This is a genomic window from Pseudomonas syringae group sp. J248-6 (assembly GCF_032586995.1).
GTDB lineage: Bacteria > Pseudomonadota > Gammaproteobacteria > Pseudomonadales > Pseudomonadaceae > Aquipseudomonas > Aquipseudomonas amygdali.
Window position 1 is genome coordinate 1 of record NZ_JAWHOP010000016.1, and the last position, 21,674, is coordinate 21,674.

Below are 21,674 nucleotides of genomic sequence, written 5' to 3' on the forward strand. Positions count from 1 at the left end.
TCTCAACTATCGTGCGATCATCTCGATCATCGTGCGACGCTCCGCGTCGCATGCCGTTCTGGACGCTCTGCGTCCTCCTGAACCATATGCTGTTAGACTGCGCGCTTTTTCAGGAGCCATTCCATGGACCCGCGCAGTGAAGTGTTACTCCGTCAGGCCGAGCTGTTTCAGGGCTCGCTGTTGCTGGTCGGGCTGCCCGCCGATGACCTGCTCGGAAAACTGCCGGACGCGCGTGGATGGTGCTGGCATGCAGGTGACCAGGCCGCGCTGGATGCGCGGTTTGAAGGCCGTGTGGATTTCGGCGTTGAAGCGCCAGAGGCCGCCTTCGAAGCCGCCGTGCTGTTCCTGCCGAAAGCCCGCGATCTGACCGACTACCTGCTCAATGCCCTGGCCTCCCGCCTGGCCGGGCGCGAGTTGTTTCTGGTCGGTGAGAAACGTGGCGGAATCGAAGCCGCTGCAAAACAACTGAGCCCCTTCGGCCGCGCGCGCAAGCTCGACAGTGCCCGCCACTGCCAGCTCTGGCAGGTCACTGTCGAGAACGCACCGCAAGCCGTTACGCTGGAAAGCCTCGCCAAGCCCTACCAGATCGACCTGCAGGACGGCCCGCTTACCGTCGTCAGCCTGCCCGGCGTGTTCAGCCATGGCCGCCTCGACCGTGGTTCAGCCCTGTTGCTGGAAAACATCGACAAGCTGCCGAGCGGCAACCTGCTCGACTTCGGCTGTGGTGCCGGCGTACTCGGTGCAGCGGTCAAGCGTCGCTACCCGCACAACGACGTCATCATGCTGGACGTGGATGCGTTCGCAACCGCAAGTTCGCGCCTGACCCTGGCCGCCAACGGCCTGCAAGCCCAGGTGTTGACCGGTGACGGAATTGACGCAGCGCCAATGGGCTTGAACACAATTCTCAGCAACCCGCCGTTCCATGTGGGGGTTCATACCGACTACATGGCAACAGAAAACCTGCTGAGAAAGGCACGCCAACATCTTAAATCAGGCGGCGAACTGCGCCTTGTCGCGAATAACTTTCTGCGTTATCAACCGCTGATCGAAGAGCACGTCGGGCAGTGCGAAGTCAGGGCTCAGGGCAGCGGTTTTAAAATCTACAGCGCCAAACGCTCCTGAAATAAGCACTTGCCGAAACGTTTTTGCGGAGGCAGAATCCGCTCCGTCCTAGGGGAGTAGTCTCCCACGAGCGCCATGCTCGTCCGGCACGTATCAACATACTTGGTCCTCAGACCATGGTACGTGCGACCCGGAATCCGCTCAGACGGATCGGTGGTTTGACAAGACCTATGACACGAACACCTTACCCGGGGCGGGGAGGTCGTACGTGTCATAGCCGTGTCGACCCGCCCCTTAGGAAACCTGATGCTGGAATCATTCTTAATCCCCACCGCTGTGGTTGCGCTCGCCGAAATCGGTGACAAGACGCAATTGCTCGCACTCATTCTCGCCGCACGCTTTCGCAAACCCTGGCCGATCATTGCAGGCATTGTCGCCGCAACCCTGGCCAACCATGCGGCAGCAGGCGCTGTAGGTGCATGGTTCAGCAGCTTCCTGTCAGACGCAGTGCTGCACTGGATTCTCGCCGCCAGTTTCACGGCCACCGCGCTGTGGACCCTGGTGCCGGACAAGATGGACGATGACGAAGCCAGCACGGCGCGCAAGTTCGGCCCGTTCATGACCACGCTGATTACGTTCTTCATCGCTGAAATCGGTGACAAGACGCAGATCGCCACGGTGATGCTGGCGGCGCAGTATTCCTATCTGTGGCTGGTCATTCTGGGCACCACGGTGGGCATGCTGCTGGCCAACGTGCCGGTGGTGCTGGCGGGCAATTTCGCCGCCGAGAAATTGCCTCTGACCCTGATTCGCCGCCTGGCTGCCTGTGCGTTTTTCGTGCTGGCACTGGTGGCGGTGTACAAGGCAATGCAAGTCAGCGGCTGGGTGTGATGCACTCCCGTAGCGTTGCGAGACACGCAACGCCACGGGTGTTTCAGCCGATCAGGATTTGGGGGCTGCCTGATACAGCGGCATCACTTTGGGAATCGCGGCCTGCAACGAAGCAATGCGACTCTGCGATGCCGGGTGAGTGCTCATGAACTCTGGCTGCGAACCCCCGGAGTTCTGAGTCATTTTCTGCCACAGGGTAATCGCCGCATTCGGGTTGTAACCCGCACGGGCGGCCAGCTCCAGGCCAATCAGGTCGGCTTCGTTTTCATTACTGCGGCTGTTGGGCAGCGTCAGGCTGTAGTTGACCACAGTGTCGGCCAGCGCCAGGCTGTCTTGCCCAAGCCCCAGAAAGGCACCCGCCCCCTGCTTGGCCATCGCCACACCGTAAGCCTTGGACATCGCCTCACGCCCGTGCTCGCGCAAGGCATGGGCGATCTCGTGGCCCATGACCGCAGCGATTTCATCGTCACTCAGTTTGAGGGTGTCGATCAGACCGGTGTAAACGAAGATCTTGCCGCCCGGACCACAGTTGGCGTTCAGTTCGTCACTTTTGATCAGATTGACTTCCCACTGCCATTGAGCCGAATCAGGACGCAGTTTCGGGGCCTGGGCGATCAGCCGATCAGCGATTGCGTGAACGCGTTTGGCGTTCGCGCTGGTGGTATCCAGCACACCTTTGCTGGTCGCTTCGCCAACGGTCTGCTGATAGGACTGGGCGTACATTTTGTTGACTTCATCGGTGGAGAGCATGCTGAACATGTACTGCTTGCGCTCCACACCAACCGAGTCACCACTGGTGGTATTGACTGCCTGACACCCGCCGAGCAGCAACGCAGCGCTCAAGGCACAGAGGGCAAATGACTGACGCATGGTGAATCTCCTTGTTTTTGAAACGGCCATTGCGGGGCAGACCTCTGCGCCAGATACCGGCCAACTGGCATCTTGGTCTTTGACAGAAGTGGATGGTTCCCGCAGGTATGTCCAGTTTGTATCAGATGCGCCTCAAGGCGGATATCGGATTTGTCTGATTCATCGGTCTTATCCCTGCCCGCCTAACTCAATGGCGTCAGACACTCAGGTGCATTGAGCTTCGGATCGTTGACCAGATTGGCCAGTGGTCGCTCTCGCAACGCGGTCTGCGGAGCTGCCAGCAACGCTTGCAGGGTCGGCAGCGGTGTGTCGGCGGCCAGCCAGTCTTTCTGGCCCTTGGCATCCAGAATCAATGGCCGACGCTGGGTCGCAGCCGCCTGGGTGACCACCGCGACGCTCAGGTACGTATGCCCCTGCACCGGATACGCTTCCCATATTGCCGCAAAAAACAGCGCAGCCCCCTCCCCCGGCGTCAGCCAGAACGGACGCTTGCGCAGCGTGCCGCGCCACTCGTAAAAGCCGTTGGCGGGCAGCAGGCAGCGGCGATGGGTAAAGGCATCACGAAACATGGGTTGCTCGGCCACGGTTTCGGCGCGTGCATGGGCAGGCGTTTTCGACAGATCGGTGAGCCAGGCCGGGGTCAAACCCCAGCGCGCACGCACCAGTTCGATACCGCCCTCGTTTTCGGCGGCACGCATGATCAACACCCAGTCGGCTGGCGAAATATTCCATTGCGCCTGCTGATCGGAGGGAAAACCGGGCAATGCGGCAAAGGCAGGGGTCCAGCGAAACAGGGCGAAGCGTCCACACATGGGGGCTAATCAGACTCTATTGAAGGTGCTCAGCACACCAGTACATCGGGGAAGTCGTCCGGCTCATCGCCAGACAAGGGCGAAGCGCTATTGTACGCAGTGATCAGCTCGCGTGCCCGTTCGACCTGTGCATCGTCGACCTTGAGCGCCAGAAGCCCCAGCCCCGGCAGCTCGCCCATCGCACCGAGCAGGTCGCGACCGGCCAGATGCGCCTTGATGCCTTCACTGGCGAGCATTGCCAGCAGCAACTCTGCCTCCATGAGGTTCTCGGGCTCGTAGATCTTTTGCATCACTCGTTCTCGCTGCGAACATCCAGGTTCCAGTCTTCGCCGTCGGTCTGCAGGTCGAAAATGATCGGGCGGCAACAGACCGGACAGTCTTCAATGTACTGTTGATCGCCACCGGACAGGTCCAGTACGGCCTCGACAGGCTCGCCGCAATAAGGGCAGTCGTAACTCTGTAATTCCTGCATCACGGTCTCCGGGATCAGTTATGCGTATAATTGCCCCATTCTTCAGAAGGCTGTTTTAACAAGTACGTCTTCTTTTTACCCTATCCGATTCCAACAAGAGAGCATGATGGGCGAATTTGATGCCATCCGACCGTACAACGATGCAGAAGTCCCCGCCGTCTTGGCACGCCTGCTGAGCGACAAAGCCTTTCTCGCAATTCTGACCCGATTCCGTTTTCCCCGCCTGGCGGGCGCATTCGGCTGGCTGCTGCAGCCGACCCTGGCGCGCAAGCTGCGTCGCGAGTTTGCCGGTATCGACTCGGTCGCCACGCTGCAGGACAAAGTCGAATATTACGTCGACCACACCATTGAGCGCGCTACGGACGGAGTCACCTACACCGGCGTCGAGCAGCTCAAGTCCGGTTGTGCCTATCTGTTTCTGGCCAACCACCGCGATATCGTCATGGACCCGGCGTTCGTCAACTATGCCGTGTACCACGCAGGCCTGCCAACTCCGCGCATTGCCATTGGCGACAACCTGCTGCAAAAGCCGTTTGTCAGCGATCTGATGCGCCTGAACAAGAGCTTCATCGTGCACCGTTCGATTATCGGGCGGCGCGAGAAAATGGCGGCTTACCAATTGCTGTCGGCGTATATCAACCACTCGATCACCAAGGATTGCCAGTCCATCTGGATCGCCCAGGCCGAAGGCCGCGCGAAGGATGGTGACGACCGCACCGAGTCGGCGATCCTCAAGATGTTTCACATGAGCCGCAAGGACGAGCCGTTTGGCGACGTGATTCGTTCGCTGAACCTGATCCCGGTTTCGATCAGCTATGAGTACGATCCGTGCGACAGCGCCAAAGCGCGCGAGCTGTACATTCGTGCGACCACCGGCTCATACACCAAGACGCCGGGCGAAGACGACGTGAGCATTGCACTGGGCATCACCGGTTATAAAGGTCGCGTGCATGTGAACTTCGCGCCGCCGATCACCGAGCACTTCGAGGACACCAAGCAGCTGGCTATCGAAATGGACCGGCAGATTCTAGGCGGCTATCGCCTGTTCCCGGTGCATTACCTGGCGTACGCGCAATGGAGCGACGCCGACCCGAGCCTCGACGTACCGCCAGCGTCCGCAGTGTTTGCGGCCGACGAACTCGAACGCGCCAAAGATGAATGGGAAGGCCGCCTGGCAGGCGTGCCGACCGAGCATCGCCCTTACCTGATTCAGCAGTACGCGACACCGGTACGCAACCAATATCGGGTCAAGGCCGGGTTGGCGCTTTAAGAACCGGAACGTCTATCGTGCCCATGCTCCGCGTGGGTACGCCGTTCTGGACGCTCGTCAGCGCGCCGTGACGCAGAGCGTCACCCAAGGCATTCCTACGCTGGAGCGTGAGGAACGATAGGTGTACGGGAGAGCACGTATCATGTCCGTGCTCCGCATATTCATGCAGCCCCCGAAACATCCTGCATGACAATTCGCTGCCACTGTCACCCAAGCGTAACGTGACACCCTCATTGTGTGGCTCCTCGAGAAACGGACTTCCCTCTTTTTGGAGCTTGTCATGCTGCACGCAAAAAATCAGGATCGCCTTTACCTCATCGCCCAGAGCGATGAACAGCAGGAGTTGATCGACGGTCTGGCCTTCAACGTTCAGGACCGCCATTGGCTGGTCTATTGCGCACTGGGCGGGCACGTTCATCATGACCTGCCGGATATGGATCAGGACACCGGTTTCAGTTTTCTGGATTTTTATCAGCAGGCAGCCTGAGCCTGACAACGACCTCACGGCCTATACCGAATAAAGCAAAAAGCCCGGCCCCCTCAACAAGGGCCGGGCTTTTTTTCGCTGCGGGGATTACTGCGCCAGGGTCGAACCGATGGTCGGGTCCTGGAAGACGCGGGTCAGTGCATCGCTCAACACATCACTCACCAGCTTGGTGTTGGTTTCCTGGTTCGGGGCCATGCCGAAACGCTGATCCAGCGATGCGGCGTAACGGCCACTGTAGCTGCGACCGTTATTGCGTACGTCAGCGCGGAACGTCGAGCTGATGGTGGCTTCAGTCACGTACAGACCTTCTTTGGGCGACTGGTACTTCAAGTCTGCCAGGGTCACGGTCAACTGCGGAGCGTTGCCACCCTGAGTCGGCGTAAAGCCCAACAGGCGTACTGCCGCCTCGGCCTGAGCCTGGAGCTTGGGAACGATATCCGCACCGTTGACGCTGATGGCGCTGGTTTCCGGGTACATGCCGCCACGCGTGCCCAGCGTCGGCCCAGGACGGCCGTCGACTACGCGCACCACCACAGGCTGACCACGCCCTACGGCCGCAAGCTGCGCGTTGAGCTTGGGAGTGGGGCTGAGTTGTTGCGGACTGTGGGCACAGCCCACCAGGGTCAAACTGCTTACAGCAAGCAAACCGAACAAAATGCGACGCAGCATGCTCATTTCTCCATGGGCCAGACACTGAATGTGCCGCAGTATAGCGGCCAGCAACAGCCGCTAACCAGAGGGCGCTGACCGTTAAGCCTCGGACATTCGGCACGTCTCGGGGTTCAGGCAGCAGCTTAGGCAATGATTCGTGCAGCGCAATGTAATCAGGGCGTCACATCCAGTTGGCAGACTCGCCCTCATCGCACAGACGCTCATCCACGTCACAGGAGCTGCGCCATGAATCTGTTCCGGTCTCTGTTCACCGCACGCCACCAGCATCGCTATTACGCACGCATTGATCAGGCAGGCATTTGCTGCGCGTTCAAGCATTGTGCGCAACGCCCGTCTGGCGTCGAGTGGGTGGAAGTGACCGAGCAACGACTTGCCTGGCTGAACCAGCCACTGCCCGCCAGCGCCCGGGTGACACAGCACAGCGCACGTTCAACGCGCGGCCAGTTGCTCACCGCCTGACCCGACAGCGAATAAAAGTCATTTAAAGCGATCAATTCCTGCCATTTCATCGCTATAATCTCCCCCCGATTATAAGGACGTCTCCTGATCGGGCCTCGCAGCATTGCTAATCACCGTATTAGCGCCTTCGTACTGCCCACAGAGAGCCGCCCACACAGGTCATGTGCGCACGAGTGTGCTCGATGAAAGGTGAAGAATGCTCGAATCGTATCGAACCTTTCTCGCCCGCCAGCGCCTCACTCTTGGTGCCCCTGACCTGCCAGCGCTGTCATCGCAGCCATTTTGAGGTTTGGTTCACGTTCCCAAAAGGACGTGAAAAACGGGTTTCACTACTTCACAAGAGTGTGGCGAGCAAATGAATAGGTACGCGTTTGTAAATGCACCATCAGCCTCTGAACCGGCTCTCTTGAACAGGACTGACCGCGACTGCGCCTCCATCACCGGAGCCTGACGCCATCGACAGGAGCCCATCGGGCGATGGGTTCCCTGACGATGGTCGAATGGCCTTGCGGGCCTGGAAATGCGTTCATGAAACATTGATGAACCATGACCGGGCCTGACCGGGACCTGCGCTTTAAATGCGGAAAATTGCGAAGAATCGGTCAGGCGATCCTGGCCAGGAAAGCGAGGGCACCCTTTTGATCCAGACCCCGAACACCTGGCAACCAGCCTCAGGATCGTATGCCGTCAATTTGGTGCTGCAGATTTTGGAGACGCGTTAATGGCGCATAACGAAGCAGTCGACGTAGTACTGGTCGGAGCGGGCATCATGAGTGCCACTCTGGCGGTATTGCTCAAGGAGCTCGACCCCGGCCTCAAGCTGGAAGTCGTTGAGCTGATGGACTCCGGTGCTGCGGAGAGTTCCAACCCGTGGAACAACGCCGGTACCGGCCACGCTGGTCTTTGCGAGCTGAACTACACGCCGCCTGCGGCTGATGGCTCCATCGACATCAAGAAAGCGGTGCACATCAACACCCAGTTCGAAGTCTCGAAACAGTTCTGGGCTTACCTGGCGCGCAAAGGCACCTTCGGTTCAGCCCGTTCCTTCATCAATCCGGTCCCGCACCTGAGCTTTGTGCAAGGCGAAAACGGTATCTCGTTCCTCAAGACCCGTTTTGAAGCCATGAGCAAGCATCACGCCTTCTCGTCGATGGAATACACCGAAGACAAGGCAAAGCTGGCCGAGTGGATGCCGCTGATGATGCCTGGGCGGCCGGCTGATGAAAGAATTGCCGCAACACGCATGATGAACGGCACCGACGTCAATTTTGGCGCACTGACCAATCAACTGCTCGGCCATCTGACCAGTGCTCCAGGCACACAGATCAAGTACCGCAGCCGGGTCACCAACCTGACCCGCAACGGCGCTGGCTGGACCGTCAGCGTCAAGGACGTGAATGGCGGCGGCACGCGTGAGATAGATGCCAAATTCGTGTTCCTCGGTGCCGGTGGCGCAGCGTTGCCGCTGTTGCAGTTGTCGGGCATCGAAGAAAGCAAGGGTTTTGGCGGCTTTCCGGTCAGCGGTCAGTGGCTGCGTTGCGACAACCCGGAAGTGGTCAAGCATCACCAGGCCAAGGTCTACAGCCAGGCCGCCGTGGGTTCGCCGCCAATGTCCGTGCCGCACCTGGACACCCGCGTGGTCGATGGCAAGAAATCCCTGCTGTTCGGACCGTATGCCGGCTTCACCACCAAGTTCCTGAAACACGGCTCGTTTCTGGACTTGCCGCTATCGGTTCGTGTCGCCAACATCAAACCGATGCTGGCAGTGGCCCGCGACAACATGGACCTGACCAAGTACCTGGTCAGCGAAGTGATGCAATCGATGGAGCAACGCCTGGAGTCGCTGCGCCGCTTCTATCCGGAAGCGAAAGCCGAAGACTGGCGTCTCGAAATCGCCGGTCAGCGCGTGCAGATCATCAAGAAAGACGCGAAAAAAGGCGGCGTGCTGCAATTCGGCACCGAGCTGGTGTCCGCGAAGGACGGCTCGCTGGCCGCCCTGCTGGGTGCTTCGCCGGGGGCTTCTGTCACCGTGTCGATCATGCTGGAACTGCTGGAGCGCTGCTTCCCGGAGAAAACCCGCACCGAGTGGGCTGCCAAACTCGACGAGATTTTCCCGGCTCGGGAAAAGATCCTCGAAACCGATGCGCAGTTGTATAACCGCGTCCGCGCCCAGAATGACGAGGCGCTGGAGTTGGTCGAGAAAAGCAGTCAGGAGCAGAGTTTCGCCTGAGCTGATTGCGTTGCCATGAAAGCCCTGTGCATCTGAAACGCTGTATAAACAAAAAGCCCCGTGACTCTGCCGAGTCACGGGGCTTTTTGTTGCGAATGTCAGTCAGAGGCTTTTGGACAATACAGCGATGTGCTCCGGACCAATCCCGCAGCAGCCGCCGATGTGTGTGGCACCGCGCGTTACCCAATCTGCCGCCCACTGTTGATAACCCTGCGGGTCAAGGTCTTCGCGCAGCTCATCCAGACCGTCGTTGGCCTTGGCGTCCTTGGGTTGCGGCGGGAAAGCGTTGGCGTAGGCACCAATGGCAATGTCGACGTTCAGGGCTTTGAACACCTCGCGTGCCGCATCGATTGCACCACCAATCACCTCTGGCTGGCTGCAGTTGAACAGCAGCGTCGCAACGCCCATCCCGGCAGCAGCCTTGGCCGCATCGGCAACGGGCTCGCCTGAACGCAAACGCGGCACCTCATCGGTGTCTTCATCCTGAAGAGTAAACGACAACCAGAACGGTTTGCCGTCATTGGGCAACCCGGCGCGGATGGTTTGCGCTTCAAGAATGCAGCTTTGCGTCTCGGCCAGCCACAGATCGACGTACGGCGACAAACCGGCAACCAGTGGTTTCAGAACATCGGCGGCCAGTTCCGGCTTGTACAGGTCAGGGCGATAGGAGCCGAACAGCGGCGGAATGGAACCTGCCACCTTTGCACGACCGCCAGAAGCGTCGGCCGACTCACGCGCCAGTCGCCCGGCCAGCGCTGCCAATGCCTGACCTTCGCGGGCAAAGCGCTCTTCGCCAATATGAAACGGCACGACGGCATAGCTGTTACTGGTGATGACCTGAGCGCCGCTTTCGATGTAAGCGGCGTGTACCGCACTGACGGCCTCAGGTGCCTCGCTCAATGCCAGAGCCGACCATTCAGGCTGGCGAAACGGGGCACCGCGACGCTGCAGTTCACGGCCCATGCCGCCATCAAGAATTACAGTTGTGCCTTGCGTCATATGTGATCTGCTTATATGTATATGAAAAAAACTCATTATGAGTCAGTCTTGTATAACGTATTTAATACGGCCCTTTAATCAAACTACAAACACTTTTTCAGGGGATTTCTGTGAACTATCGCGCTCTGCTGGGCATTGGCCTGGTCACTCTGGCTGCCTCCACTCAAGCCCTGGCCGGTGCCACGCTGGATCGCGTGCAGAAAAACAAAGAGCTGGTCAACGTCCTGATGGAAAGTTACCCGCCCTTCTCTTTCCTGAATGACAAGAACGAACTCGACGGTTTCGACGTGGATGTCGCCAAGGCCGTGGCGCAAAAGCTGGGCGTCAAGTTGCGCCTCGAAACGCCCTCCTGGGATGTCATCGCCGCAGGCCACTGGAGCGGCCGTTACGACATCTGCGTGTGCTCGATGACCCCGAGCAAGGCACGCGCTGAAGTCTTCAACTTCCCGGTCGAGTATTACGCATCGCCTGCGGTGATTGTGGTCAATGCCTCGGATGATCGCATTCATTCGGCCAAGGACCTGAGCGGCAAGAAAGTCGGCCTGACCAGCGCCTCGAGCTACGAAAGCTACCTGAACAAGAATCTGGTCATCGATGGTGCGGAAGACAAGCCACTGCAGTACCCGTTCGACGATGTGCAGATTGCCCCGTACGACAACGACAATGTGGCGTTTCAAGACCTGGGGCTGGGCGCTGGCAAGCGGCTGGACGCCATACTGACCAATCTGGTGACGGCAAAACCGCGTCTGGACCAGGACAAGCGCTTCAAGCTGGCGGGCGAAACGCTGTACGAAGAACCCAACTCCGTGGCCATCGAAAAGGACGACCCGGAATGGGACGCCAAGGTTCGCGAAGTGTTCGCCGAACTCAAGAAAGACGGCACGCTGAGCAAGCTGTCGCAAAAGTGGATCGGTGCTGATATCAGCAAATGACTTCTTTCCAGCCCCAGCGCCCACCCGAGCAGGCTGATCAAGGCCTGCTCAAGCGAGTTTTCGGTTTCCGTACGCGGCTGTACCTGACCTGGCTGGTCATGTTTGTGCTGTTCGCCGGCTTCTTTCTGAGTTTCGATCTGAAGCTTGCGATCATCCTCGACAAACTGCCCAACCTGATCGGCCTGCACCTGGCTCCCAACGGCTTTCTTCAGGGCGCTGCACTGACGCTGTTTGTTTCGCTGTGTTCGATTGTGGTTTCAGTGCTGCTGGGTTTTGTCACCGCACTGGCGAGGCTGTCCAGCAGTGCAGTGGCGTTCGGCATCGCCAGCTTTTATGCGTCGTTCTTTCGCGGCACGCCGCTGCTGATCCAGATTCTGCTGATCTATCTCGGCTTGCCGCAACTGGGCATCGTGCCCGGCGCAATCGCGGCGGGGGTTATTGCGCTGTCGCTCAACTACGGGGCTTACCTGAGCGAGATTTTTCGCGCGGGAATCATCGGCGTCGCAGCCGGACAGCGAGAAGCCGCACTGGCCCTGGCGTTGCGCCCTGCGCAGATATTCTGGCGCGTCACCCTGCCCCAGGCCATGCGCACGATCATTCCGCCGACCACCAACCAGTTCATCTCCATGCTCAAGGATTCGTCACTGATTTCAGTGATGGGCGTCTGGGAGGTGATGTTTCTGGCTCAATCGTATGGCCGCTCCAGCTATCGATACATCGAAATGCTGACCACCGCAGCGGTGCTGTACTGGATCATGTCGATCGGCCTGGAGCTGTTGCAGTCCAGGCTGGAACGGCATTACGGCAAGGCGTATCAGGCGCGTAAATAACGGCAGCTTTCGCCTTCACGCTCTGCGCCTAGCCCTGGTAACAAGAAGCATTGGCACGAGAGGTGTTCTCCCGCACGCCTCTCGTTCCTCACGCTCCGCGTGGGAATGCAGTTCCGGACGCTCTGCGTCCAGCCCTGGCAATGCGGTGCAGTGGCACGATAGTATTCTCCCGCGCGCCTCTCGTTCCTCACGCTCCGCGTGGGAATGCAGTTCCGGACGCTCTGCGTCCAGCTCTGGCAATGCGGTGCAGTGGCACGATGGTGTTCTCCCGCGCGCCTCTCGTTCCTCACGCTCCGCGTGGGAATGCAGTTCCGGACGCTCTGCGTCCAGCCCTGGCAATGCGGTGCATCGGCAAGATAATTACGTACGGGCTTTCTCGATCAGTTCGATGTATTCATCAGCGTTGCGCTGATCCTTGATCAGGGCAATAAAGTCGTTGCCGTGCTCGTCCTTGCCATCGAAGTCGTGGCCCGCCTCTCTGAAGAACACCAAAAAGCGTTCAAAATCGTTGATGCGCAGCCCACGGTAGGCCTTGATCAGTTTGTGCAGCGACGGCGAGGTAGCATCATACGGCTCGAAGTCGAGGAACAGTTTGATCTGCTCATCGCCGATCTCATCGCCAATCAACTGCTTCTTATCTTTACGCATTACAGGCTCCAGCAGGTCGCAGACACTTTCACGGGCGGGCAGTTTACCCCTCGGCAAGCACAGCGCTCAACGCGCACGTGCAGAGGTGGTATGCAAATCGGCCCAGATATGCCCGTTGGCGTAACTGAGGAACTGGCAATAAACCTTCTCGTTGCGCAGCAAGTCGACCAGTACGCGGTACTGGGCCAGTGGGTAATAAAGCGTCAGGGTGCTAGTTGGCTCGTCGTAGGTCGGCTTTTTCAGGCTTTTGCTATCGCCACCATCAAAGTGCACAAGCACCTGTGAAATGGACGCGCCCTTGTTCAACGACTTGCCTTTGAGGCGCAGCGACAGCGGGGAAGTGACCGGAATCGGCTGCTGGCTGGATTGCCGCTGGTTACCGGCAACGATGGTGTATTCGGTGACACGCATCAACTGTTGCTGCTCGGGCGCACCCTCACGCAGGCTCAGGTCATCAGGCGGCAGATATTGCTCGTGCATCGGGCTGGCCGATACCGGCGCAGCAACTGTCAGACCAGACAACAGCACCAACGCCACAGCGCCGGGAATCATTAGCTTCATTGAGGGTTTCCATATAATCGCGAATCGACGACCGCCCCTGTTCGCAGAAGCGGTCGTCAGAATGCCTTACATCCCTTTGACCGCATAGATACCGGCAGCGTTACGCCAGTAGCCTTTGTAGTCCATACCGAAACCGAAGATGTAGCGGTCGATGCACGGCAGGCCGACGTAGTCGGCTTTCAGGTCCGGGCGGGCCTTGCGGTCGTGGTCTTTATCGATCAGCACGGCAGTGTGCACAGCGCGGGCACCGGCGTGTTTGCAGAAGTCGATGATGGCGCCCAGGGTGTGACCTTCATCGAGGATGTCGTCGATGATCAGCACGTCACGGTCGATGAACGAGACTTCGGGTTTGGCTTTCCAGAACAGATCGCCGCCAGTGGTTTCGTTGCGATAGCGTGTTGCGTGCAGGTAGGACGCTTCCAGCGGGAAATTCAGATGAGTCAGCAGCTTGCCAGAGAAAATCAGGCCGCCATTCATCACGCAGAACACAACCGGGTTGCGTTCGGCCAGTTCGGCATTGATCTGCGCGCCGACGCGGGCAATGGCAGCATCCACTTCGGCCTCGGTGTACAGGCAGTCGGCTTCGCGCATGATTTGACGGATATGCTCGAGATCAGCGGACATGACGCTCTCCAGGTAAGGCAGTTTGAGAAAAGCGGGCAAAGGTACGCATCCGTTCAAGCCAGAGCAAGTGATTCTGGACTAACGTTGCGTGTGTCTTGCAAAAGCCGCGAACGTCGAAGCTTCGTAACGATACTGCACGTGCTTTAAGACAGTAACAGCTGAATAGATTAACCTAGACCGATTTTTGCCCCGCTGGAGCCTTTCCCCATGCCCATTCGTGAGATCCGTCACCCGCTGATCCGCCACAAGCTCGGCCTTATGCGCCGCGCCGACATCAGCACCAAGAACTTCCGTGAGCTGGCTCAGGAAGTCGGCGCGCTGCTGACCTATGAAGCCACGGCTGACCTGACCCTGGAAAACTACGACATTCAGGGCTGGGCCGGTACGGTTTCAGTCGAGAAAATCGCGGGCAAGAAAATCACTGTCGTGCCGATCCTGCGCGCCGGTATCGGCATGCTCGACGGCGTCCTCAGCCTGATTCCGGGTGCCAAGGTCAGCGCGGTCGGCGTGGCCCGCAACGAAGAAACCCTGCAGGCACACACTTACCTAGAAAAACTGGTCCCGGAAATCGACGAGCGCCTGGCAATGATCATCGACCCGATGCTGGCCACCGGCAGCTCGATGGTCGCCACCATTGACCTGCTGAAGAAGGCTGGCTGCAAGGAAATCCGCGCGATGGTTCTGGTCGCGGCACCTGAAGGCATCGCGGCCGTAGAGAAGGCACACCCGGACGTGATGATCTACACCGCCTCCATCGACGAGCGTCTGAACGAACACGGTTACATCATTCCGGGCCTGGGCGATGCCGGTGACAAGATTTTCGGCACCAAACAGAAGGACGCGTAACCCGATGACGCAGCAGGAGTTCAACGATCCACTGTGGCGCACGATTCTTTCCGGCGCGCAAATGCTGTTCGTGGCCTTTGGCGCACTGGTATTGATGCCGCTGATCACCGGGCTCGATCCAAACGTGGCGCTGTTCACGGCAGGTCTTGGCACATTGCTGTTCCAGATTGTCACCGGGCGTCAGGTGCCAGTGTTTCTGGCCTCGAGCTTTGCGTTTATCACCCCGATCATCCTCGCCAAGGGCCAGTTCGGTCTGGCCGCGACCATGGGTGGCGTGATGGCGGCAGGCTTCGTCTACACCTTTCTCGGTCTGGCGGTGAAGATCAAGGGCACCGGTTTCATCGACCGGCTGCTGCCTCCGGTGGTGATTGGGCCGGTGATTATTTCCATCGGTCTGGCCATGGCCCCGATTGCGGCCAACATGGCGATGGGCAAGACCGGCGACGGCGTAGTGCTGATTCCTTATCAGACCGCCATGCTGATTTCGATGCCCGCGTTGCTCACGACTCTGATCGTGGCGGTGTTCGGCAAAGGGATTTTCCGTCTGGTGCCAATTATCTCAGGTGTGCTGGTGGGCTTTGCGCTGTCGTTCTACTTTGGCGTGGTCGACACGAAAAAGATTGCTGACGCGGCCTGGCTGGCACTGCCGCACTTCACCGCACCGGAATTCAACTGGCAGGCGATTCTGTTCATCGTCCCGGTTGCTCTGGCCCCGGCCATCGAGCACATCGGCGGCGTGATCGCAGTCGGCAGTGTGACCGGGCGCGATTACCTGAAAAAGCCGGGCCTGCATCGCACGCTGTTCGGTGATGGCATCGCCACGACGGCCGCAGGCCTGTTTGGCGGCCCGCCCAACACCACCTACGCCGAAGTGACCGGCGCAGTGATGCTGACCAAGAACTACAACCCGCAGATCATGATCTGGGCGTCGTTCTTCGCCATAACACTGGCATTCATCGGCAAGTTCGGTGCGTTGCTGCAGAGTATTCCGGTGCCGGTAATGGGCGGGATTCTGTGCCTGCTGTTCGGTTCGATTGCAGCGGTGGGGATGAACACGCTGATCCGCCACAAGATCGACCTGGCCGAAGCCCGCAACCTGGTCATCGTCTCGGTGACGCTGGTATTCGGAATCGGCGGCGTACTGATCGGCACCGGCAACGGCCCGAACGACTTTGGCCTGAAGGGCATCGCCCTGTGCGCCATCACCGCGATCATCCTCAACCTGGTCCTGCCGGGGCATGACACCTGGAAGCGCAACAAGCCGGATGATCAGTTGCTGTAATGGCTGGAGCGTGAGGCACGATAGTTTGACTATCGTGCGACGCTCCGTGTCGGCATGCCGTTATGGACGCTTCGCGTCCGATTTTGAAGCTGTGGCGCTGCACAGATCTGTGGCGCAGAGCGTCACCCAAGGCATTCCCACGCTGGAGCGTGAGGAACGATAGTTCTGCGACTATTGCGTGCGGCGCATCACAGCATCAACGGCGCTCGCTCGCAAAGCCTGTTCAGCTCTTTCGCCCAGTTGGGGTCGTCGTTCAGGCACGGCACCAGCACCAGCTCCTCTCCCCCCGCTTCCTTGAACTGCTCGGCACCACGGTCGCCGATCTCTTCCAGGGTCTCGATGCAGTCAGCCACGAATGCCGGGCACATGACCAGCAGCCTTTTCACGCCCTGTGCAGCCAGTTCGTCGAGACGCGCCTCGGTGTAGGGTTCGATCCACTTGGCACGCCCCAGACGTGACTGAAACGACACAGACCATTTGCCGTCAGGAATGCCCATGCGCTTGGCGAACGCCGCCGCCGATTGTATGCACTGGGCGCGGTAGCAGGTGGCAAGCACTTCGGCCGGCGCGGTCATGCAGCAATCGTCCTTGAGGCAGTGTTTGCCGGTCGGGTCGAGTTTGTGCAAATGCCGCTCGGGCAAACCATGGAAACTCAGCAACAAGTGGTCGTAAGGTTGTTCCAGATGCGGCCGCACGCTTTCCACCAGCGCACTCAGGTATTCGGGCTGATCGTAGAACGGCTGCAAAACCGAGAACTGCATCTTCAACGATTTGGCGCGCACCACGCGCTTGGCCTCTTCGATCACCGTCGTCACGGTACTGTCGGCAAACTGTGGATAGAGCGGCGCCAGGGTGACTTTCTTGAAGCCCTGCTCTGAAAGGCGCGTCAGCATCGTTTCGATAGACGGCTCGCCATAGCGCATCGCCAGCTCGACCGGCCCGTGCGACCACTCTTTTTTCATCGCCTGCTGCAGGCGCTTGCTCAGCACCACCAGCGGCGAACCTTCATCCCACCAGATGGACGCATAGGCATGCGCGGACTGCTCTGGCCGCTTGATCAGAATCAGCGAGACCAGCAGCCTGCGGACGGGCCACGGCAGGTCGATCACATAGGGATCCATCAGGAACTGGTTCAGATAGCTGCGCACGTCTGCCACTTGAGTAGAAGCAGGCGAACCCAGATTGACCAGCAACAAAGCGTGATCGGTCATGCAACATCCTATTTCAAAGCGTTCAGTGGCGACCCAGCAAATCCTGCAGGGCAGTGTCGAGTTCGGTGTACTTGAATGTGAAACCGGCTTTCTGCAAACGCTCTGGCCGGGCACGCTGACCACCGAGCAGCAGCACCGAAAGTTCGCCCAGCAATACTTTCAGGGCCAGTGCAGGCATAGGCATGAATGCCGGTCTATGCAGAATACCTGCCAGTGCCTTGGCAAACTGACGATTGCGCACCGGTGATGGCGCACAAACATTATAAGGACCCTTTGCTTCATTCAGATTCAACAGAAAATCAATCGCCGCAATTTGATCGTCAATATGAACCCAGGGCATCCACTGCCTGCCATTGCCAATAGGCCCGCCCATGCCGAATTTGAAGGGCGGTAACAGGCGTTGCAGGAAGCCGGCGCGGTCCGACAGCACCAGTCCGGTACGGATCAGCACCACACGTACACCCAGCGACTCGGCACGTTGCGCGGTTTCTTCCCATGCGTTGCACAACTGACTGGCAAAATCTTCTTTGGCAGGCAGTGAAGTTTCATCGATTTCACGCTCGCCGCTGTCGCCGTACCAGCCGACCGCAGAACCGGAAATCATCAGCGCAGGCTTTTGCGAGCGGGTACCCAGCCAGGTCAGCAGTTGTTCGGTCAGCCCGATGCGGCTTTCCCACAGCAGCAGGCGACGCTTGCGGGTCCAGGGGCGATCCGCAATAGGCGCGCCCGCCAGATTGACGATTGCATCCACCGGCTGCGCACCCAATTCATCAAGGCTGGCAATGCCACGCACCGACGCGCCGCACAGGTTGGCGACATCGGCGGGTTTTCGGCTCCATACCGTCAGTTCATGGCCCTGAGCAGACCAGAAACGGCAGAGCGCTCGTCCTATCAAACCAGTACCACCGGTCAGCAATATGTGCATGGCAGATAACCTCGCGTGGCGTACGTGACAATTGAGTAGTCTTATTTTTACCAGTGGCGATCTCCGTGACGCTTGTCCGGAAAACGAAACTGTCAGTTGAACCATAGGCCACAGCTTAATAGAGCGCAGCCATGAGGCCCTTGCCTTTATGGCTGCCACGTTCGACCCTGAAAGCAGCAATGTGACTCAACAGGCAAACTCCGAAACCACTGCAAGTTATACCAAAGAAGAAGACTGTACAGGTTTTAACTACGGCGTAGTCTGTACAGACAAGGTAACGAGGCCCCTATGACTGTCCCTATCGCAATCATCGGTACCGGTATCGCCGGACTTTCAGCAGCCCAGGCGCTTACATCCGCCGGGCATCAGGTGCACCTTTTCGACAAAAGCCGCGGCAGCGGCGGTCGAATGTCCAGCAAGCGCAGCGACGCAGGTTCGCTGGACATGGGCGCACAATATTTCACCGCTCGTGACCGACGTTTCGCCACCGCCGTGAAGCAATGGCAGGCCCAAGGCCACGTCGCCGAGTGGACACCCTTGCTCTACAACTTTCACGGCGGCAGGCTCAGCCCATCGCCGGACGAGCAAGTGCGCTGGGTCGGCACGCCTGGCATGAGCGCCATTACCCGGGCGATGCGCGGCGATCTGCCGGTTTCGTTCTCGTGCCGCATCACTGAAGTGTTCCGCGGGGAGCAGCACTGGAACCTGCTGGATGCCGAAGGCGAGAACCATGGCCCTTTCAGTCACGTGATCATCGCCACCCCGGCCCCTCAGGCCACTGCCCTGCTGGCGGCCGCACCGAAGCTGGCAAGTGTGGCGGCAGGCGTCAAGATGGATCCGACCTGGGCAGTTGCCCTGGCCTTCGAAACCCCATTGCAAACTCCCATGCAGGGTTGCTTCGTACAGGACAGCCCAATTGACTGGCTGGCCCGCAACCGCAGCAAACCCGGACGCGACGACACGCTTGATAGCTGGGTCCTGCACGCTACCAGCCAGTGGAGCAGGCAGAACCTGGACGCCTCCAGAGAACAGGTGATCGAACACTTGCACGGCGCGTTTGCGGAATTGATCGACTGCGCCATGCCCGCGCCGGCGTTCAGCCTGGCGCACCGCTGGCTGTATGCACGACCTGCCGGCTCTCATGAATGGGGCGCGCTATCGGATGCCGACCTGGGCATTTATGTCTGTGGCGACTGGTGCCTGTCAGGGCGCGTCGAAGGCGCCTGGCTGAGTGGCCAGGAAGCAGCGCGCCGACTGCTGGAACACCTGCAATGAATCAGATCAACCCCCGCAAACTGCTGCTGTCGAAATGGACAGCAGCCACCCCGCTCAACCGGGAAAAACACTTTCTGGTGACAGAGCTGTTCAAGGACGAAGAAGGCACCGTGCTGGAAATCGAGCTGCAGGCCGTGCTGACCCAGCGCAGCGAGCGCCTGCCGTGGCAGGTGCTGCAGCAGGCGGATACGTGGCGGATGGGCTGGAAGTAGCTGGCTTGCCCGGATTCAGATGATTATCGTGCCGATGCTCCGCGCCAGCATGCAGTTCGCGGCGCTCTGCGTCACGGAATGCGTGCGAACGCAGCTTTGGCTCTGGCCATTTCGGAGCAGTCTTCAAAACCCTCTACAAAGAATTTGACTTGTACACCTATCCCCCTATGATGAAGACAAGTTGTACAGCGCTAACTATCTGTACAAGTCTTCTGTAGAGGTGACCGATGCCAATGTCCGCAATCGAAAAACCCAAGCTAGGCATCAGTGCCTGCCTGATGGGTGCCGAGGTTCGCTTCAATGGCGGCCACAAGGAATCTCATCTGTGTACGCAGGCGCTGAGCAAGTATTTCGATTTCGTCCAGGCGTGCCCCGAAGTCGCTATCGGCATGGGTATCCCCCGCGAGCCGATCAGGCTGGTAGGCGACGCAGAAAATCCAAAGGCGCTCGGCACAGTCAATCGTGACCTGGACGTTACCGAGGCATTGGCGGATTACGGCATACAGATGGCCGATGAGCTGGGTGATATCTGTGGTTACATTTTCATGCAGAAATCCCCGTCCTGCGGCCTGGAGCGAGTCAAGGTCTACCGCGAAAACGGTGCCCCGGTAGACGGCGGCGGTCGTGGTATCTACGCGCAGGCCTTTTGCGAGCGCCACCCCAACCTTCCGGTCGAGGAAGACGGGCGTCTGAATGACGCTGTGCTGCGGGAAAATTTCGTGACCCGCGTGTTTGCCTATGCCGCCTGGCAGCAATTGTTGAAAGACGGCGTCACCCGGCGTGCACTGACCGAATTTCACTCGCGCTACAAATACCAGCTGATGGCCAATGACCCGGTGCAATACAAGGCACTGGGCAAAATGCTTGGCAGCATGGGCCGCACCGACCCGAACGAAATCGCGCCGCTGTATTTCAGCGAGCTGATGGCGGCGCTGAAGAAGTGCGCAACGCGTCGCACTCATACCAACGTCCTGCAACACCTGTGCGGCTACTTGAAACAAACCATCAGTGCCGAGGACAAGCAGGAAATTCAGGAAGTGATCAGCCAGTATCACCAGGGCATCGTCCCCCTGATCGTACCGCTGACCCTGCTCAAGCATCATTTTCGCCAACATCCGGATCCGTATGTAGCGCTGCAGGTGTACATGCAGCCCCACCCGGAAAACCTCAGCCTGCGCAATGCGATTTGACTCATGAATGAAACAGACACAGAGGTGCCGGGCGACTGGCTGCCTATCCGCGAGGTCGCACGGCAGACAGGCGTCAACGCCGTTACCTTGCGCGCCTGGGAACGCCGTTACGGACTGATCGTCCCGCACCGCACCGCCAAAGGCCATCGGCTGTATTCGGACGAGCATGTGCAGCGCGTCATGAAGATTCTGACCTGGCTCAACCGTGGCGTCTCCGTGAGCCAGGTCAAAGGCCTGATCGATGACAACCGCCAGGACGCCCTGCCGCCGACCAACGACTGGGACGCCTTGCGTCAGACCCTGCTGGTGGCGATCGGCGAACTGGCTGAACGCCGGGTCGATGACGTGTTCAATCAGGCCATGTCGCTGTACCCGCCGCGCACGTTGTGTGAACAGCTGCTGCTGCCGCTGCTGGCCGAACTGGAGCAGCGCTGGCAAGGCAAGTTCGGCGCACAACTGGAGCGCACGTTTTTCTACTCCTGGCTGCGCAGCAAGTTTGGCGCACGGATCTACCACAACAACCGCCAGCTCAATGGCAGCCCGCTGCTGCTGGTCAATCAGTCCGATCTGCCGCTGGAACCACACCTGTGGCTCGCGGCCTGGCTGGCGAGCAGTGCCGACTGCCCGGTCGAGGTGTTCGACTGGCCCTTGCCGGTCGGTGAGCTGGCGCTGGCCGCGGAATACCTTAAGCCACGTGGCATATTGCTGTACTCCAGCAAAGCCCTGAATGTGGCCCAACTGCCCCGTTTACTGGCCAATATCACCTGCCCTGTGGTGCTGAGCGGACCAACGGTGCAGATCCATAACGCCGAGCTGCTCGTACAGGCTAGCGAGATAGCTGGACTGACCCTTGCCCACGACGCACTCAGCGCGCAGATCGAGCTGGGCAAGCTCGGACTTATCTAAGGACTTCT

Annotated in this window: 25 protein-coding genes and 1 riboswitch; of the genes, 14 read left to right on the plus strand and 11 right to left on the minus strand. The window is 59.2% G+C overall.

The genetic code is table 11. The features are described 5' to 3' along the window. Window positions 1-123 precede the first annotated feature (123 nt). A complete protein-coding gene (locus RYC17_RS19255; RefSeq protein ID WP_058402422.1) occupies window positions 124-1,122 on the plus strand; it encodes a class I SAM-dependent methyltransferase in 999 nt (332 codons plus the stop codon). A gap of 39 nt (window positions 1,123-1,161) precedes the next feature. Then, a riboswitch (yybP-ykoY riboswitch) is annotated at window positions 1,162-1,355 on the plus strand. Window positions 1,356-1,368: 13 nt separating this feature from the next. Next, window positions 1,369-1,953: a TMEM165/GDT1 family protein gene (locus tag RYC17_RS19260; protein WP_002552184.1), complete on the plus strand. Its 585-nt coding sequence runs from the start codon at window positions 1,369-1,371 to the stop codon at window positions 1,951-1,953. Between the two features lie 51 nt (window positions 1,954-2,004). On the opposite strand, the gene RYC17_RS19265 is transcribed toward RYC17_RS19260, so the two are convergent. The 4 genes from RYC17_RS19265 to RYC17_RS19280 form a co-directional block, all read right to left on the minus strand. Further along, window positions 2,005-2,823 carry a M48 family metallopeptidase gene (locus RYC17_RS19265; protein WP_004663924.1) on the minus strand — a complete coding sequence of 273 codons (819 nt, stop codon included), beginning with the start codon at window positions 2,821-2,823 and terminating at the stop codon, window positions 2,005-2,007. 182 nt (window positions 2,824-3,005) lie between these two features. Further along, window positions 3,006-3,635 carry an SOS response-associated peptidase gene (locus RYC17_RS19270; protein WP_316904136.1) on the minus strand — a complete coding sequence of 210 codons (630 nt, stop codon included), beginning with the start codon at window positions 3,633-3,635 and terminating at the stop codon, window positions 3,006-3,008. 29 nt (window positions 3,636-3,664) lie between these two features. After that, window positions 3,665-3,925, minus strand: a complete 261-nt coding sequence (locus tag RYC17_RS19275; RefSeq protein ID WP_057421880.1) for a DUF2007 domain-containing protein — start codon at window positions 3,923-3,925, stop codon at window positions 3,665-3,667. Beyond that, complete coding sequence (locus RYC17_RS19280; protein WP_002552181.1) at window positions 3,925-4,107, minus strand: CPXCG motif-containing cysteine-rich protein; 183 nt, start codon at window positions 4,105-4,107, stop codon at window positions 3,925-3,927. Before RYC17_RS19280 ends, RYC17_RS19275 begins: the two co-directional genes overlap by 1 nt. Before the next feature lie 106 nt (window positions 4,108-4,213). Between RYC17_RS19280 and RYC17_RS19285 the strand changes: the two genes are divergently transcribed. Continuing rightward, on the plus strand, window positions 4,214-5,377 hold the full coding sequence (locus RYC17_RS19285) for a 1-acyl-sn-glycerol-3-phosphate acyltransferase (RefSeq protein ID WP_010192881.1): 1,164 nt from the start codon (window positions 4,214-4,216) through the stop codon (window positions 5,375-5,377). A 280-nt stretch (window positions 5,378-5,657) separates the two neighbouring features. Beyond that, window positions 5,658-5,864 carry a hypothetical protein gene (locus RYC17_RS19290; RefSeq protein ID WP_057413506.1) on the plus strand — a complete coding sequence of 69 codons (207 nt, stop codon included), beginning with the start codon at window positions 5,658-5,660 and terminating at the stop codon, window positions 5,862-5,864. Between the two features lie 87 nt (window positions 5,865-5,951). Here the strand turns inward: RYC17_RS19290 and RYC17_RS19295 are convergent, their stop codons facing one another. After that, window positions 5,952-6,533 carry a YajG family lipoprotein gene (locus RYC17_RS19295; RefSeq protein ID WP_002552178.1) on the minus strand — a complete coding sequence of 194 codons (582 nt, stop codon included), beginning with the start codon at window positions 6,531-6,533 and terminating at the stop codon, window positions 5,952-5,954. 228 nt (window positions 6,534-6,761) lie between these two features. Between RYC17_RS19295 and RYC17_RS19300 the strand changes: the two genes are divergently transcribed. Both RYC17_RS19300 and mqo read left to right on the plus strand, forming a co-directional pair. Then, entirely contained in the window at window positions 6,762-6,995 is a 234-nt protein-coding gene (locus RYC17_RS19300) for a hypothetical protein (protein WP_122259514.1), read from the plus strand. A 721-nt stretch (window positions 6,996-7,716) separates the two neighbouring features. Continuing rightward, on the plus strand, window positions 7,717-9,225 hold the full coding sequence (gene mqo / locus RYC17_RS19305) for a malate dehydrogenase (quinone) (RefSeq protein WP_316904138.1): 1,509 nt from the start codon (window positions 7,717-7,719) through the stop codon (window positions 9,223-9,225). A 102-nt stretch (window positions 9,226-9,327) separates the two neighbouring features. Here the strand turns inward: mqo and RYC17_RS19310 are convergent, their stop codons facing one another. Continuing rightward, entirely contained in the window at window positions 9,328-10,224 is an 897-nt protein-coding gene (locus RYC17_RS19310) for a homocysteine S-methyltransferase family protein (RefSeq protein WP_058402417.1), read from the minus strand. Window positions 10,225-10,334: 110 nt separating this feature from the next. Between RYC17_RS19310 and RYC17_RS19315 the strand changes: the two genes are divergently transcribed. Both RYC17_RS19315 and RYC17_RS19320 read left to right on the plus strand, forming a co-directional pair. Continuing rightward, on the plus strand, window positions 10,335-11,156 hold the full coding sequence (locus tag RYC17_RS19315) for an ABC transporter substrate-binding protein (RefSeq protein WP_002552174.1): 822 nt from the start codon (window positions 10,335-10,337) through the stop codon (window positions 11,154-11,156). Beyond that, a complete protein-coding gene (locus RYC17_RS19320; RefSeq protein WP_058402416.1) occupies window positions 11,153-11,986 on the plus strand; it encodes an amino acid ABC transporter permease in 834 nt (277 codons plus the stop codon). The genes RYC17_RS19315 and RYC17_RS19320 overlap by 4 nt, the downstream gene beginning before the upstream one ends. 360 nt (window positions 11,987-12,346) lie before the next feature. Here the strand turns inward: RYC17_RS19320 and RYC17_RS19325 are convergent, their stop codons facing one another. The 3 genes from RYC17_RS19325 to RYC17_RS19335 form a co-directional block, all read right to left on the minus strand. After that, window positions 12,347-12,634: a PA4642 family protein gene (locus RYC17_RS19325; RefSeq protein ID WP_058402386.1), complete on the minus strand. Its 288-nt coding sequence runs from the start codon at window positions 12,632-12,634 to the stop codon at window positions 12,347-12,349. A 66-nt stretch (window positions 12,635-12,700) separates the two neighbouring features. After that, complete coding sequence (locus RYC17_RS19330; protein ID WP_230017543.1) at window positions 12,701-13,195, minus strand: hypothetical protein; 495 nt, start codon at window positions 13,193-13,195, stop codon at window positions 12,701-12,703. Window positions 13,196-13,261: 66 nt separating this feature from the next. Next, complete coding sequence (locus tag RYC17_RS19335; RefSeq protein ID WP_002552171.1) at window positions 13,262-13,819, minus strand: hypoxanthine-guanine phosphoribosyltransferase; 558 nt, start codon at window positions 13,817-13,819, stop codon at window positions 13,262-13,264. A 207-nt stretch (window positions 13,820-14,026) separates the two neighbouring features. Here RYC17_RS19335 and upp point away from each other — a divergent pair, with 207 nt between their 5' ends. Together upp and RYC17_RS19345 are read left to right on the plus strand one after the other, a co-directional pair. Next, window positions 14,027-14,665, plus strand: a complete 639-nt coding sequence (gene upp / locus RYC17_RS19340; protein WP_002552170.1) for a uracil phosphoribosyltransferase — start codon at window positions 14,027-14,029, stop codon at window positions 14,663-14,665. Between the two features lie 4 nt (window positions 14,666-14,669). Continuing rightward, window positions 14,670-15,947 carry a uracil-xanthine permease family protein gene (locus RYC17_RS19345; protein WP_057456331.1) on the plus strand — a complete coding sequence of 426 codons (1,278 nt, stop codon included), beginning with the start codon at window positions 14,670-14,672 and terminating at the stop codon, window positions 15,945-15,947. Window positions 15,948-16,135: 188 nt separating this feature from the next. On the opposite strand, the gene hemH is transcribed toward RYC17_RS19345, so the two are convergent. Next, on the minus strand, window positions 16,136-17,158 hold the full coding sequence (hemH, locus tag RYC17_RS19350) for a ferrochelatase (RefSeq protein ID WP_058407982.1): 1,023 nt from the start codon (window positions 17,156-17,158) through the stop codon (window positions 16,136-16,138). Between the two features lie 22 nt (window positions 17,159-17,180). Continuing rightward, window positions 17,181-18,083 carry a TIGR01777 family oxidoreductase gene (locus RYC17_RS19355; RefSeq protein ID WP_316904141.1) on the minus strand — a complete coding sequence of 301 codons (903 nt, stop codon included), beginning with the start codon at window positions 18,081-18,083 and terminating at the stop codon, window positions 17,181-17,183. Window positions 18,084-18,371: 288 nt separating this feature from the next. Between RYC17_RS19355 and RYC17_RS19360 the strand changes: the two genes are divergently transcribed. The 4 genes from RYC17_RS19360 (at window position 18,372) to RYC17_RS19375 (ending at window position 21,666) form a co-directional block, all read left to right on the plus strand. Continuing rightward, window positions 18,372-19,358 (plus strand): NAD(P)/FAD-dependent oxidoreductase, encoded by a 987-nt coding sequence (locus RYC17_RS19360; protein ID WP_058402382.1) that lies wholly within the window; start codon window positions 18,372-18,374, stop codon window positions 19,356-19,358. After that, on the plus strand, window positions 19,355-19,570 hold the full coding sequence (locus tag RYC17_RS19365; RefSeq protein WP_002552164.1) for a TIGR02450 family Trp-rich protein: 216 nt from the start codon (window positions 19,355-19,357) through the stop codon (window positions 19,568-19,570). Before RYC17_RS19360 ends, RYC17_RS19365 begins: the two co-directional genes overlap by 4 nt. A gap of 233 nt (window positions 19,571-19,803) precedes the next feature. Next, entirely contained in the window at window positions 19,804-20,760 is a 957-nt protein-coding gene (locus RYC17_RS19370; protein WP_316904144.1) for a DUF523 and DUF1722 domain-containing protein, read from the plus strand. Between the two features lie 3 nt (window positions 20,761-20,763). Beyond that, window positions 20,764-21,666 carry a MerR family transcriptional regulator gene (locus RYC17_RS19375; protein WP_058402380.1) on the plus strand — a complete coding sequence of 301 codons (903 nt, stop codon included), beginning with the start codon at window positions 20,764-20,766 and terminating at the stop codon, window positions 21,664-21,666. Window positions 21,667-21,674: the final 8 nt, after the last annotated feature.

Excerpts from the sequence above, each read along its gene's own strand:
- RYC17_RS19275 (WP_057421880.1), bottom strand. The coding sequence starts at position 3,925 with ATGCAAAAGATCTACGAGCCCGAGAACCTCATGGAGGCAGAGTTGCTG.
- RYC17_RS19285 (WP_010192881.1), top strand. The coding sequence starts at position 4,214 with ATGGGCGAATTTGATGCCATCCGACCGTACAACGATGCAGAAGTCCCC.
- RYC17_RS19325 (WP_058402386.1), bottom strand. The coding sequence starts at position 12,634 with ATGCGTAAAGATAAGAAGCAGTTGATTGGCGATGAGATCGGCGATGAG.
- RYC17_RS19365 (WP_002552164.1), top strand. The coding sequence starts at position 19,355 with ATGAATCAGATCAACCCCCGCAAACTGCTGCTGTCGAAATGGACAGCA.
- mqo (WP_316904138.1), top strand. The coding sequence starts at position 7,717 with ATGGCGCATAACGAAGCAGTCGACGTAGTACTGGTCGGAGCGGGCATC.
- RYC17_RS19355 (WP_316904141.1), bottom strand. The coding sequence starts at position 18,083 with ATGCACATATTGCTGACCGGTGGTACTGGTTTGATAGGACGAGCGCTC.
- RYC17_RS19335 (WP_002552171.1), bottom strand. The coding sequence starts at position 13,819 with ATGTCCGCTGATCTCGAGCATATCCGTCAAATCATGCGCGAAGCCGAC.
- RYC17_RS19295 (WP_002552178.1), bottom strand. The coding sequence starts at position 6,533 with ATGCTGCGTCGCATTTTGTTCGGTTTGCTTGCTGTAAGCAGTTTGACC.
- RYC17_RS19370 (WP_316904144.1), top strand. The coding sequence starts at position 19,804 with ATGTCCGCAATCGAAAAACCCAAGCTAGGCATCAGTGCCTGCCTGATG.
- hemH (WP_058407982.1), bottom strand. The coding sequence starts at position 17,158 with ATGACCGATCACGCTTTGTTGCTGGTCAATCTGGGTTCGCCTGCTTCT.
- RYC17_RS19310 (WP_058402417.1), bottom strand. The coding sequence starts at position 10,224 with ATGACGCAAGGCACAACTGTAATTCTTGATGGCGGCATGGGCCGTGAA.
- RYC17_RS19270 (WP_316904136.1), bottom strand. The coding sequence starts at position 3,635 with ATGTGTGGACGCTTCGCCCTGTTTCGCTGGACCCCTGCCTTTGCCGCA.
- RYC17_RS19345 (WP_057456331.1), top strand. The coding sequence starts at position 14,670 with ATGACGCAGCAGGAGTTCAACGATCCACTGTGGCGCACGATTCTTTCC.
- RYC17_RS19375 (WP_058402380.1), top strand. The coding sequence starts at position 20,764 with ATGAATGAAACAGACACAGAGGTGCCGGGCGACTGGCTGCCTATCCGC.
- RYC17_RS19265 (WP_004663924.1), bottom strand. The coding sequence starts at position 2,823 with ATGCGTCAGTCATTTGCCCTCTGTGCCTTGAGCGCTGCGTTGCTGCTC.
- RYC17_RS19255 (WP_058402422.1), top strand. The coding sequence starts at position 124 with ATGGACCCGCGCAGTGAAGTGTTACTCCGTCAGGCCGAGCTGTTTCAG.
- RYC17_RS19290 (WP_057413506.1), top strand. The coding sequence starts at position 5,658 with ATGCTGCACGCAAAAAATCAGGATCGCCTTTACCTCATCGCCCAGAGC.
- RYC17_RS19360 (WP_058402382.1), top strand. The coding sequence starts at position 18,372 with ATGACTGTCCCTATCGCAATCATCGGTACCGGTATCGCCGGACTTTCA.
- RYC17_RS19320 (WP_058402416.1), top strand. The coding sequence starts at position 11,153 with ATGACTTCTTTCCAGCCCCAGCGCCCACCCGAGCAGGCTGATCAAGGC.
- RYC17_RS19330 (WP_230017543.1), bottom strand. The coding sequence starts at position 13,195 with ATGAAGCTAATGATTCCCGGCGCTGTGGCGTTGGTGCTGTTGTCTGGT.
- RYC17_RS19260 (WP_002552184.1), top strand. The coding sequence starts at position 1,369 with ATGCTGGAATCATTCTTAATCCCCACCGCTGTGGTTGCGCTCGCCGAA.
- upp (WP_002552170.1), top strand. The coding sequence starts at position 14,027 with ATGCCCATTCGTGAGATCCGTCACCCGCTGATCCGCCACAAGCTCGGC.
- RYC17_RS19280 (WP_002552181.1), bottom strand. The coding sequence starts at position 4,107 with ATGCAGGAATTACAGAGTTACGACTGCCCTTATTGCGGCGAGCCTGTC.
- RYC17_RS19300 (WP_122259514.1), top strand. The coding sequence starts at position 6,762 with ATGAATCTGTTCCGGTCTCTGTTCACCGCACGCCACCAGCATCGCTAT.